We start from the raw sequence: 12,583 nt of genomic DNA, 5'->3' as shown, positions 1-12,583 counted from the left end.
GTCCTGAAATACGGTGCTTAGAAGGTCACGCCGACGCTGAGCGCCAGGAAGTCGCGATCGTCCACGGTGCTGAAGTCGCCACCAAAGAAGTTGGTGTAGGCCAGGCTGGCGTTGTAGGTGTTCTGGTACTCGGCATCCAGCCCGAGGCTGACGGCTTTGCGGCCTTCTTCGAAGTTGCCGCCAGGGCCTGGCGAGTAGCCCTTGACGTCATGGGACCAGGCTACGTTGGGCTTGAGGTTCACGCCGGCGAACACGTCCGGGTATTCCCAGATGGCGCGCGCGCGGTAGCCCCAGGAGGTGGAGGTGGTGAAGCCGTCGTTGTTGCAGTTGCTGTTCACGTCGTTGATGGTCTGGCCGCCTCCCCCCGCAGTAGAGCCGTTGAGCGACTCACAGAAATCGTTGGGCAGTTTGCCCGGCCCGAACACCGGATCGCGACCATAACGCGCGTCGGATTTGCTTTCCAGGCCACCAACATGGGTCACCCCGATTTCACCGACCAGCGTCAGGCGGCTGGCGCCCATGACCTGATCCAGGAAGTGCGTGAATGTAGTCTGGAACTGAGTGACCTCTTTACGGCGATAGCCATGCAGGTCTTGGCCCGGCGTGCCCTGGAGCACCGATGCATCGCCAAAACCGGGAAGCGGCGTCACGCCAGCGAAGAGAATGTCAGTGGTGCTCAGTTGTACCGGTGCATTCGGACGATAGCTGATCTCACCGCTCCACGCCGTGCCGGTAGGCAGTGTCGTGGAGAAACTCAGGCCATAGAGACGGATATCTTCTGGGTACTCAACAAAGTAATTGGAGTTACCTGCCACGATCAGAGGGCGCAGTGCCGCGATTGGCCCCGCGGTGTAGAACTGCTGCGCAGCCCCCTGGGCACTGAAAATCGGCGCACGGCTGTGGTAGTTCATGAAGTAGGCACCGAACTCGGTGTCCAGCGGTTCGAACATGTATTTCAACGATGCGCCCCACTGGCCGCTGTCGCGAGCATCGCGGTCCGGGCCTCGACGTACCAGCACGCCTTCTTCGTTGATATCGACACCCTGGCCTTCCAATATCGGAAGAATGACGCCCGGCAGCGGAACGGACGAACGTTTGTTCAGCACCCGCAGATTGTCGGTACACCCATCGGCAATCACATCCGGCTGGGAGAAGAACGTGCCGCAGTTATCCACCACGGTCTGGTCCCATTCAATCTGGTAGAACGCCTCGGCCGACAGGTTGTCGGTCAGGCTCTGGGAGACGTAGAACATGTTCACCGGGATCAGGCCTTCCTTGACCTCGGCACCTGGGCGACGGAACGCGGACACGTCGACCGGGTTGATGGAGTTGATGCCGCCCTGGATGAAAGTACTTTCACCCCAACTGACTACCTGCTTGCCCAGGCGGACCGAGCCCGGCTGATCGGCAATGGCGTAGTTGTGGTAGACGAATGCGTCGAGGATCTGCCCGCCGGAAGACTTGGCGCCTTCCTTGCGGTTGCTGTCGCTGATGTCCTTGTACAGGCGGTGTTCGTCCTTGAGTTCGAAGTCGTACCAGTACTTGCCGCGCACGAATACGCCGGTATCGCCGTACTTCAGTTCCAGGTCATGGATGCCCTTGAAGATCTTCGAGAAGGTTTCCCCGCGCTTGAAATTCAGGTGGCCGTCATCGGAGGTCTGCGACAAACCCTTGCCGCCATTGTTGACGCCGATCAGGTCCTTGTTGGCGTTGGCCGTGGACCAGCTCGCGCCGACGGACAGGGACGAGTCGAACTGGCCTTCGATTTCACCGATGTTGAAACTGACGCCGAATGCAGGCCCGGCGAGCGAAGAGGCGAGACTGACCGCCAGAGGCAGTTTTGCCCGGCGCCAGAACGTGGTTGCTGAGGTCATCGACGCTACTCCATGTGCATTATTGTTATGGCAATGGACATTTCAAGAACACCTCGGCGGCAGGGAGCGGCAGCGTCCCGACATCCGTCGAAGTCGCATCGCCCTTTCGTGCGTGCGCCCCGTTCTTGAGAATCCGTGAGCGGACTATAGCCAGCAGGTAGTACGGCTTGATCCCTCTAAAGTGTGATTTGCAGCCCTCAACCACTCTGGAACAGTCCTTTCGCCAGGCCGACAGATGCCGGCACGGCAAGGATGGCTGAAATTTTCGGTTTGACAAGGCAAGCGCTTGCTTGGTGGGGCTGCCGTGCCCTTTCGGGCACGGCAAAAAGGCCTAGAGCGTGGACAGGAAGGTGCTGTTGTTGCGCTGCCATTCGGTGATGTCGACGCGGATGCGCTTCTTGTCGAGCTTGCCGACGCTGGTCTTGGGAATTTCCGTAACAAGGGCGATCTGGCTCGGGATCGCCCACTTGCTCAAGTGCCCCAGCTCGACGAACGGCTTGAGGTGTTCCTTGAGCTCGCGAGCCCCGATCTCATGCCCTTCGCGAATCACCAGCAAGGCAAACGGCCGCTCGCCCCACTGCGGATCGGGAATGCCGACCACTGCTACTTCGCGTACCGCCGCGTGACGGCTGATGAGGTCTTCCAGGTCCAGGGAGGAGATCCATTCGCCACCGGTCTTGATCACGTCCTTGATGCGGTCGCGGATGTCGATGAAGCCCATGTTGTCGAGTGTGGCGACGTCACCGGTGTGCAGCCAGCCGCCGGCCCAGAGCTCGGCGCCCTTCTGCGGCTCGTTGAAATAGCCTTCGGTGAGCCACGGCGCACGCAGCACCAGTTCGCCCTGGGTCTCGCCGTCGGCCGGCAGGAAATTCCCCTCGGTGTCGACGATCGCCGCCTCCACCAGTGGCCCCGGCACCCCGGCCTTGATCCGGTAGGTGGTGCGTTCGTCCTCGCTGCCGGCCATCAGTTCCGCGTTGAGGTGGGCGCAGGACACCAGCGGGCCGGTTTCCGACATGCCGTAGGCGGCCGTGAGCTGGATCCCCCGGGCCTTGGCCGCTTCGTACAGGCTGCGGTTCAGGGCGCTGCCGCCGATGACGATTTTCCAACCGCCGAAGTCGGTGTCCTGGGCGCCCTTGGCATTGAGGACCATTTGCAGGATGGTCGGCACGCAATGGGAAAAGGTCACCTTTTCCTTGCGCCACAGCTCGACCAGGAACTCCGGATCGTAGCGACCCGGGTAGACCTGCTTGAGCCCGAGCATGGTCGCCACGTAGGGCAGGCCCCAGGCGTGGACATGGAACATCGGCGTGATGGGCATGTACACGTCGTTGGTGCCCAGCAGCCGCACGCTGTCGATGGAGCCCATGATGGTCGCCACGCCCATGGTGTGCAGCACCAGTTGCCGATGGGTGAAGTACACGCCCTTGGGGTTGCCCGTGGTGCCGGTGGTGTAGAACGTGGTGGCGACGGAGTTCTCGTCGAAATCCTGGAAATCGTAGGTGGGGGCGGCGGCGGCCAGCAATTGTTCGTACTCGCCTACCAGGTTCGGCAGGTCGGCGGTTTTTTCCGGCAGGTCGGTCAGCAGCAGGGTCTTGTCCACCGTGGTGAGGTGCCCGGCAATCGCCTGGTACAAGCCGACGAACTCGCTGTTGACCAGCACGAAGCGGTCCTCGGCGTGGTTCATGGTGTAGACGATCTGCTCCGGTGACAGGCGCACGTTGATGGTGTGGATCACCGCGCCGATCATCGGGATCGCGAACATGCATTCCAGGTAGCGATGGCTGTCCCAGTCCATCACCGCCACGGTATCGCCGGCCTTGACCCCCGCCTCGGTCAACACGTTGGCCAGGCGCGCGACCCGCTCGATCAGCGTCGGATAGCTGTAGCGCAACTGGTCACGGTAGATGATCTCGCGGGTTTTCTCGTAACGCGTGCCGGACATCAGCAGCCGCTTGATCAGCAGCGGGTATTGATAGGCGCCTTCGGCGGGAGGAATAACGCGAGTCTGCAACATAAGAGTCCCTTTTCTGACTGCACGGTCTTGGCTGGAAGTAAGCACTCTAGAGCGCTTATACACGGATCAAATCAGCCAAAGGAATGATTTGATCCGCGCGTAGATACTAGCCTTGAGCCATGCCTGGGACTGTAGGAGCTGCCACAGAGCGGGATCAGTGCGACTCGGTAAACGCCAGCTTCACGCCAATGGCGACGAGCACCGCGCCCATGGTCCGGTCGAACCAGTGGCCCATGCGCGCGAAACCGGCGCGTACCCGTTGCTGGCTGAACAGCAGCGCCACCAGGCAGAACCAGACGGCCGTCGCCACCGCCAGGTACACGCCGTAACCGGCCTGGATCGCCAGCGGTGTATGCGGGTTGATCACCACGGTGAACAGCGACAGGAAAAACAGCGTCGCCTTGGGGTTCAGGCCGTTGGTGACAAAACCGGAAATGAACGCGCCGCGGGCGGTACGCTCACCGATCTCCTGGTGCAGGTTTTCCTCGGCCGGCTTGGCCGGTTGCGCCCGCAGTGCCTTGAAGCCGATGTACAGCAGGTACGCGGCGGCGGCCCACTTCAGCGCGTTGAACAGCACGATCGATTGCGACACGATCAGGCCGATGCCCAGCAACGAATAGCCCACATGCAGGAAAATCGCCGTGCCGACGCCCAGCGCCGTCCAGGTCCCGGCGCGCCGGCCATGGGTCACGCTTTCGCGCACCACCACGGCAAAATCCGGCCCGGGGCTGGCAACGGCCAGCAGGTGGATCAGGGCGACGGTGAGGAATTCGGTGAGGTACATGGTGGGGTTCCTTACGACATTCTTTTGTTGGATGACATCCCGTGGCGAGGGAGCTTGCTCCCGCTCGACTGCGCAGCAGTCGCTTGCCTTGTATCGAGGCCTGCTGCGCAGGCCAGCGGGAGCAAGCTCCCTCGCCACAGGTATACGCCGCCATGGCAGCATTCCATCTGATAGGCTCGCCACATTACGCCTTCGGTTCTTGACATAAAAGGTACAGCTGATGACGAACACCGCCCGCGCCGTTTTCCTCGACCATCCTTCCCTGGACCTCGGCGACCTGGACCTGGGCCCGCTGCGCAGCTGCTTCAGCGAACTGCAACTGTTCGCCCGGACCACGCCAGACCAGGTGACCGAGCGGCTCAAGGGCGCCACCGTGGCAATCACCAACAAAATCGTGATCGATGCCCAAGCGATGGCGGCCAGCCCGGACCTGAAGCTGATTTTGATCAGTGCCACCGGCACCAACAACGTCGACCTGGCGGCGGCCCGCCGCCACGGCATCACCGTGTGCAATTGCCAAGGCTACGGCACGCCATCGGTGGCCCAGCACACGATCATGTTGTTGCTGAACCTGGCGACGCGCCTGGCCGATTATCAAAAAGCGGTGGGTGAAGGTCGCTGGCAGCAGGCTTCGCAGTTCTGCCTGCTGGACTATCCGATTGTCGAACTGGAGGGCAAGACCCTGGGCCTGCTCGGCCATGGCGAGTTGGGCAGCGCCGTCGGGCGACTGGCCGAAGCCTTTGGCATGCGTGTGCTGCTGGGGCAGATCCCCGGGCGCCCTGCCCGCCCCGACCGCTTGCCGCTGGAGCAATTGCTGCCACACGTCGACGCCCTGACCCTGCACTGCCCACTTAACGAGCACACCCGCCACTTCATCGGCGCCCGCGAACTGGCATTGCTCAAGCCCGGTGCGTTCGTGGTCAACACCGCCCGTGGTGGCCTGATCGACGAGCAGGCGCTGGCCGAGGCCCTGCGCCGCGGTCACTTGGGTGGCGCGGCCACCGACGTGCTGAGCGTGGAACCGCCGGTCCAAGGCAATCCGCTGCTGGCCGGCGATATTCCACGCTTGATCGTCACCCCCCACAACGCCTGGGGCAGCCGCGAGGCGCGGCAACGGATCGTCGGCCAAATGAGCGAAAACGCCCAAGGCTTTTTCAGCGGTACAGCGCGGCGTGTCGTCAGTTGATAAACTGCCGCACTTTTTTTCAAGGAGCAGACCATGGATCCGCGCAGTGAAGTACTGCTTCGTCAGGCCGAGTTATTCCAGGGTTCGGTGTTGTTGGCCGGCCTGCCCGCCGACGACCTGCTCGGCCGTTTGCCCGAGGCCCATGGCTGGTGCTGGCATGCCGGCGATCAGGCCGCGCTGGATGCTCGTTTCCCCGAGCGCAGCCACTTTGGCGTGAACGTCCCCGAGCATGGGTTCGACACCGCCGTGGTATTCCTGCCCAAGGCCAAGGACCTGACCGATTACATCCTCAATGCCGTGGCGGCGCGCCTGGCTGGTCGTGAGGTGTACCTGGTGGGGGAAAAACGCAGCGGCATCGAAGGGGCGTCCAAGCAACTCAACCCGTTCGGCAAGCCGCGCAAGCTCGATAGCGCACGGCACTGCCAGCTGTGGCAGGTCACGGTCGCGAATGCGCCCGAGGTCAAGCCGCTGGAAAGCCTGGCCCAAACCTACGAACTGCCCCTGGCCGAAGGCCCGCTGACAGTCATCAGCCTGCCGGGGGTGTTCAGCCATGGCCGCCTGGATCGCGGCAGTGCGCTGCTGTTGGAACACCTGGATAAACTGCCCAGCGGGCATCTGCTGGACTTCGGCTGCGGTGCCGGGGTACTGGGGGCGGCGGTCAAGCGACGCTACCCGCACAATACCGTCACCCTGCTGGACGTGGACGCATTCGCTGCCGCCAGCAGTCGCCTGACCCTGGCCGCCAATGGCCTGGAGGCCGACGTGCTGACCGGTGATGGCATTGACGCCGCGCCGATGGGTTTGAGCGCGATCCTGAGCAACCCACCGTTCCATGTGGGCGTGCACACCGATTATCACGCCACGGAGAACCTGCTGCGAAAAGCGGCCAAACATCTGAAAAACGGCGGCGAACTTCGGCTGGTGGCCAATAGTTTCCTCAAGTACCAACCGTTGATCGAAGAGCATCTGGGCGTCTGCGCGATCAAGGCAGAAGGCCAGGGCTTTCGCATCTACCGGGCCAAGCGTGGCTGACATGTTTTAAGAAACAGCACTTGCCCAATCGGATTTGCCTAGGCAGAATCCGCTCCGTCCTAGGGGAGTAGTCTCCCGCGAGCGCCATGCTCGCCCGGCATACGTCAACATACTTGGTCAGCAGACCATGGCGTATGCGGCCCAAGCGTCCACGCAGATGGTCGCTGGGTTTGACAAGACCTATGACACGCACACCTTACCCGGGGCGGGAAGGCTGTACGTGTCATAGCCGTGTCGACCCGCCCCTTTAGGAATTCCCTGATGCTGGACTCACTCCTGGTACCCACGGCGATCGTTGCGCTGGCCGAAATCGGCGACAAGACGCAATTGCTCGCGCTCATCCTGGCGGCACGCTTTCGCAAACCCTGGCCGATCATCGCTGGCATCGTGGCCGCGACCCTGGCCAACCATGCGGCGGCCGGCGCGGTCGGCGCCTGGGTCAGCGGTTTTTTCTCCGACGCGGTCCTGCACTGGATACTGGCGGCCAGCTTTGCGGCCACGGCACTGTGGACCTTGGTCCCGGACAAACTGGACGATGAAGAAGCCAACACGGCCCGCAAGTTCGGACCGTTCCTGACCACGCTGATTGCGTTCTTCCTGGCGGAAATCGGTGACAAGACCCAGATCGCCACGGTGATGCTCGCCGCGCAATACCCGGAGCTGTGGTTGGTGATCATCGGCACCACCGTGGGCATGTTGATTGCCAACGTGCCGGTGGTCCTGGCGGGCAATTTCGCCGCCGAGAAGCTGCCCCTGACCCTGATCCGCCGCCTGGCCGCCTCGGCGTTCTTCGTCCTGGCGATCGTGGCGGTGTACAAGGCGATGCAGAGCAGTGGGTGGGTTTGAGGCTGTTGTGGCGAGGGAGCTTGCTCCCGCTCGGTTGCGCAGCGACCGCAAGCTTTTTGGGCCGCTTCGCCCGAGGCGTCGGACCGGCCCAGCGGGAGCAAGCTCCCTCGCCACAAAAACAGTTTCACCACATGACGGTGGTTACTTCTTGGCCTGCTGATACAGCGGCATCACCTTCGGAATCGCCGCCTGCAACGAAGCGATACGGCTGCTCGACGACGGGTGGGTGCTCATGAACTCCGGTGGCGCGCCTTCCGACGCCTTGGCCATCTTGTTCCACAAGGTGATCGCGGCGTTCGGGTTATAGCCGGCGCGGGCGGCCAGTTCGAGGCCGATCAGGTCGGCTTCGTTCTCGTTGCCACGGCTGTTGGGCAAGGTCATGCCGTAGTTGGCGACGGTGTCGGCCAAGGCCAGGCTGTCCTGGCCGAGGCCGAACAAGGCACCGGCGCCCTGCTTGGCCATTTCGATGCCGTAGGCCTTGGACATCGCTTCGCGCCCGTGCTCGCGCAGGGCGTGGGCGATTTCATGGCCGATGATCGCGGCGATTTCATCGTCGGTGAGCTTCAGCTTATTGATCAAGCCGGTGTAGAAAATGATTTTCCCACCAGGGCCGCAGCTGGCGTTGAGCTCGTCGCTCTTGATCAGGTTCACTTCCCAGTTCCATTGCGCCGAATCCGGACGGAACACCGGCGCCTGGGCGATCAGTCGACTGGAGATGGCCTGGACGCGCTTGGCATCGCTGCTGGTCTTGTCCAACACGCCCTGGGCACTCGCCTCGCCCATCGTCTTTTGATAGGACTGGGCATACATCTGGTTGACCTGGTCGGTCGACAGCATGCTGAACATGTACTGCTTGCGTTCCACACCCACGGCTCCGCCGCTGGTGGTATTGACCGACTGGCAACCGGCGAGCAGCAGCGCCGCGCTCAGAGCACTCACCATCAATGTCTTGTTCATGTAAAAGAAGCTCCCTGGAAACGTGGGCGTATCCTAGGCCTTGATTTGTATCGGCGCCAGATACACAACGAGGGGATTGCGGTTTTTTGGACAGAACCACCGCGCCCATTTGCGACACCCACCTAGCCAAAACAGTCACCCGACGAACAGCGCCTCATGCCGCGCCACAGAAACGCCGATAAAGATCCCAGACGTCATTTCCGCGTCCGGAGTCTTTATGAAATTCAGATCGATCCAGTTTTCCGTGGCCGCCCTGGCCGGTGCCATCGTGCTCAGCGTGGTCGGCGCCCTTGTGCTGTACGCGCTGTTTGCCGGCGCCCGCACCCAGGAGATGGTGCAACAGCGAACCAAGGCGCAGTTCGAGCAACTCATCGAACAACGCCTCAGTGCCCTGGCGCGCACCCAGGCCAGCCTGATCCAGCGGGAACTGGAAGCCCCGCTGTTGCTCGCCCGCGGCCTGGCCACCACGAATGCCTTGATGGGCATGAACGGCGCGGACGGCAACCCGCAACTGAAGGTGCCCCGCGAGCAGATGATCAGCCTGTTGCGCGAAACCGTCGTACGCAACCCGAAAATCCTCGGCGCCTACATCGCCTGGGAGCCGAATGCCATCGACCGCGACGACGCCAATTACGTGGACAGCCCGGTGCTGGGCATGGAAACCAACGGGCGTTTCCTGCCCTGGTGGTTTCGCAATCAGGACGGCTCCCTGGGCCTGGAAAAGCTCGCCGATGTGACCGATCAAAAACTGCTCTCCACCGGCATTCGCGCCAGTGAGTACTACCTGTGCTCCCAGGACAGCAAGAAAGCCTGCGTAATCGACCCGGCGCCCTACCGCGTCGGCAGCACGATGACCATGCTCGCCTCGTTCATCGAACCGATCATGATCGAGGGCAAGTTCCAGGGCATCGTCGGTGCCGACCTGTCGGTGAATTTCATCCAGGACATGCTCGTGGCCGCCGATGGCAAGCTGTACGACGGCGCCGGGGAAATGGCCTTGCTCTCAAGCAACAACCGGCTGGTGGCCTTCACCAAGGACCCGAGCAAACTCGGGGAAAAGGCCAGCGACCTGCTGGACGCCAACGAACTGGATAACCTGACCAAACTGGGCGTCGGCGAAGTGCGCTACGACATCGACGAAGCCCACGGGCATATCGAGGTGTACATGCCGTTCGGCATCGGCGAGACCAACGCCCGCTGGACGCTGATGTTGCAACTGCCGCTGAACGCGGTCATGGCCGACCTGCAAGCCTTGCAGCAAGACCTCGACCATCGGCGCCAGACCGACATCTTCGGCATGGCGATGGTGGGCCTGGTGATTGCCGGGATCGGTCTGCTGGTGATCTGGCTGGTGGGCCACGGCATCGCCCGGCCACTCAAGCAAATGGTGGCGATGCTCGATGACATCGCCCAGGGCGAAGGCGACCTGACCCGTCGCCTGGTGAGCGACCGCGCCGACGAGCTGGGCGCGATCGCCAGGGGCTTCAACACCTTCCTGAGCAAGCTGCAGGGCATGATCACCCAGGTGGTGACTTCGGTACAGAGTGTCAGCGATTCATCGGAGCACACCGCTGACATCGCGATCCGTACCAACCAAGGTGTGCATAAGCAGATGTCGGAGATCGATCAGGTCGCCACGGCCGTGCACGAAATGACCGCCACCGCCCAGGACGTGGCCCGCAACGCGACCCAGGCAGCCCAGGCCGCCAGTCATGCGGACCAAGCTGCCAGCCAGGGCATGCAGATCGTCCGGGACACTTCCACCTCCATTGGCGCCCTGGCCGTGGAAATCGGCAAGGCGGTGGGTGTGGTGCAGACCCTGGCCAAGGACAGCGAGAACATCAATGCGATCCTCACCGCCATCCGCGGGATCGCCGAGCAGACCAACCTGTTGGCCCTCAACGCAGCCATCGAAGCCGCCCGGGCCGGTGAACAGGGCCGTGGTTTCGCGGTGGTCGCCGATGAAGTGCGCAACCTGGCGCAGAAGACCCAGCAGGCGACTGAAGAAATCCAGGCAATGATCCAGCAACTGCAACAAGGCACCCGGGATGTGGTTCGGGTGATGGAAGACAGCCAGCATCGCACCGATGAAAGCGTGCAGCATGCGGCGAAAGCGGCCCAGGCCTTGGAAACGATTACCCAGGCGGTGTCGGTGATCAACGACATGAACACCCAGATCGCCAGCGCTGCCGAGGAACAGAGCGCCGTGGCCGACGATATCAACCGCAACGTGATCAACATCGGACAAGTGGCAAACGAAGTGGCCAGCGGTGCCGACGAATCCAGCGCGGCCAGCGCCGGGCTGACCAAACTGGCAGAGCAGCAGCGGCGGCTGATCAACCAGTTCAGGGTCTGATCCTAAGGCCCCATCGCGAGCAAGCTCGCTCCCACAGGGGGATTTGCGGCGGTATGCAGATCCTGTGTACACCACAAAACAACTGTGGGAGCGAGCTTGCTCGCGAAGGCGTCAGTTCAGCCAGCATCGAAGTGCCTGACACACCGCCTTCGCGAGCAAGCCCGCTCCCACAGGGGGATTTGCGGAGGAATGCAGATCCTGTGTACACCACAAAACAACTGTGGGAGCGAGCTTGCTCGCGAAAGCGTCAGTTCAGCCAGCATCAAAGTGCCTGACACTACGCCTTCGCGAGCAAGCTCGCTCCCACAAGGGGATTTGCGGGGGAATGCCAATCTTGTGTACACCACAAAACGACTGTGGGAGCAAAGCTTGCTCGCGATGGCGTCGGGTCAGCCAACATTTAAGTAACTGACACACCGCCTTCGCGAGCAAGCTTTGCTCCCACAGACTCCACAGACTTCCACAGGCTCAATGCAGGGTTTCAGAGTTCGCCGAGGGCTTCGATCAGGGCCTGGTTCTGCTCCGGCGTGCCGATGCTGATCCGCAGGAATTGGGCAATCCGCTCCTGCTTGAAGTGCCGCACGATCACACCCTGCTCCCGCAGTTTCGCCGCCAGCCCTGCCGCGTCGTGCCGGGGGTGGCGGGCGAAGATGAAGTTGGCCGCCGAGGGCAATACGTCGAAGCCCTTCGCTTCCAATTGATCCACCACCCACTCACGGTGTTCGATGACCAATCGGCAGGTCCGGTCGAAATGCTCGCGATCATCGAACGCCGCTGCGCCGCCGACATTCGCCAGGCGATCCAACGGGTAGGAGTTGAAGCTGTTCTTGATCCGCTCCAGCGCTTCGATCAGGTCCGGATGCCCCACCGCCAGGCCCACGCGCAGCCCCGCCAGCGAGCGGGACTTGGACAGGGTCTGGGTCACCAGCAGGTTCGGATAACGATCCACCAGGCTGATGGCCGTCTCGCCGCCGAAGTCGATATAGGCCTCGTCCACCACAACCACCGAATCCGGGCTGGCCTTGAGGATCTGCTCGACCGCCTCCAGCGCCAGCAGGCAGCCGGTCGGCGCGTTCGGGTTGGGAAAAATGATCCCGCCGTTGGGTTTGGCGTAGTCGGCCGGGTCGATCTGGAATTGCTCATCCAGCGGCACCGCCTCGAACTGAATACCGTACAGGCCGCAATACACCGGATAGAAGCTGTAGCTGATGTCCGGGAACAACAGCGGCTGGTCGTGTTGCAACAAACCGTGAAAAATGTGCGCCAGCACTTCATCCGAGCCGTTACCCAGGAACACCTGGTTGCCCTGCACGCCGTAATAGCGGGCCACGGCGCCTTTCAGCAGGTCGCTGTTGGGATCCGGATACAGGCGCAGATTGTCGTTCAGCTCGGCCTGCATCGCCGCTAGGGCCTTGGGCGATGGGCCGTAGGGGTTCTCGTTGGTGTTGAGCTTGACCAATCGGGTCAGTTTCGGCTGTTCACCCGGCACGTAGGGCACCAGGTTCTTGACGAACGGGCTCCAGAATTTACTCAT

Annotated in this window: 9 protein-coding genes and 1 riboswitch; of the genes, 4 read left to right on the top strand and 5 right to left on the bottom strand. The window is 62.2% G+C overall.

Annotated features, from left to right (window positions below; translation table 11 throughout):
• Positions 1 to 17 precede the first annotated feature (17 nt).
• The 3 genes from J3P85_RS04380 to J3P85_RS04370 form a co-directional block, all read right to left on the bottom strand.
• Complete coding sequence (locus J3P85_RS04380; RefSeq protein WP_434705009.1) at positions 18 to 1,874, bottom strand: DUF1302 domain-containing protein; 1,857 nt, start codon at positions 1,872 to 1,874, stop codon at positions 18 to 20.
• 331 nt (positions 1,875 to 2,205) lie between these two features.
• Complete coding sequence (locus tag J3P85_RS04375) at positions 2,206 to 3,888, bottom strand: fatty acid--CoA ligase (RefSeq protein WP_186730424.1); 1,683 nt, start codon at positions 3,886 to 3,888, stop codon at positions 2,206 to 2,208.
• Positions 3,889 to 4,042: 154 nt separating this feature from the next.
• Positions 4,043 to 4,672, bottom strand: coding sequence for a LysE family translocator (locus J3P85_RS04370; RefSeq protein WP_186708896.1), 630 nt, complete (start codon positions 4,670 to 4,672; stop codon positions 4,043 to 4,045).
• 220 nt (positions 4,673 to 4,892) lie between these two features.
• Here J3P85_RS04370 and J3P85_RS04365 point away from each other — a divergent pair, with 220 nt between their 5' ends.
• The 3 genes from J3P85_RS04365 (at position 4,893) to J3P85_RS04355 (ending at position 7,736) form a co-directional block, all read left to right on the top strand.
• Positions 4,893 to 5,858, top strand: a complete 966-nt coding sequence (locus J3P85_RS04365; RefSeq protein WP_434705008.1) for a 2-hydroxyacid dehydrogenase — start codon at positions 4,893 to 4,895, stop codon at positions 5,856 to 5,858.
• A 33-nt stretch (positions 5,859 to 5,891) separates the two neighbouring features.
• A complete protein-coding gene (locus J3P85_RS04360) occupies positions 5,892 to 6,890 on the top strand; it encodes a methyltransferase (protein WP_434705006.1) in 999 nt (332 codons plus the stop codon).
• Positions 6,891 to 6,939: 49 nt separating this feature from the next.
• A riboswitch (yybP-ykoY riboswitch) is annotated at positions 6,940 to 7,062 on the top strand.
• Positions 7,063 to 7,151: 89 nt separating this feature from the next.
• Entirely contained in the window at positions 7,152 to 7,736 is a 585-nt protein-coding gene (locus J3P85_RS04355) for a TMEM165/GDT1 family protein (RefSeq protein ID WP_186708873.1), read from the top strand.
• Between the two features lie 141 nt (positions 7,737 to 7,877).
• Here the strand turns inward: J3P85_RS04355 and J3P85_RS04350 are convergent, their stop codons facing one another.
• Positions 7,878 to 8,693, bottom strand: coding sequence for a M48 family metallopeptidase (locus tag J3P85_RS04350; RefSeq protein ID WP_250964719.1), 816 nt, complete (start codon positions 8,691 to 8,693; stop codon positions 7,878 to 7,880).
• Positions 8,694 to 8,910: 217 nt separating this feature from the next.
• Here J3P85_RS04350 and J3P85_RS04345 point away from each other — a divergent pair, with 217 nt between their 5' ends.
• Positions 8,911 to 11,049, top strand: a complete 2,139-nt coding sequence (locus tag J3P85_RS04345; protein WP_434705005.1) for a methyl-accepting chemotaxis protein — start codon at positions 8,911 to 8,913, stop codon at positions 11,047 to 11,049.
• A 481-nt stretch (positions 11,050 to 11,530) separates the two neighbouring features.
• Here the strand turns inward: J3P85_RS04345 and hisC are convergent, their stop codons facing one another.
• Positions 11,531 to 12,583 (bottom strand): histidinol-phosphate transaminase, encoded by a 1,053-nt coding sequence (hisC, locus tag J3P85_RS04340; protein WP_434705004.1) that lies wholly within the window; start codon positions 12,581 to 12,583, stop codon positions 11,531 to 11,533.

Origin of the sequence: Pseudomonas sp. Z1-12 (genome assembly GCF_051132015.1) — a bacterium.
Taxonomy (GTDB): domain Bacteria; phylum Pseudomonadota; class Gammaproteobacteria; order Pseudomonadales; family Pseudomonadaceae; genus Aquipseudomonas; species Aquipseudomonas zanjanensis.
Note: the sequence above shows the minus strand (reverse complement) of the source record. Positions and strands in the feature narration are given on the sequence as shown.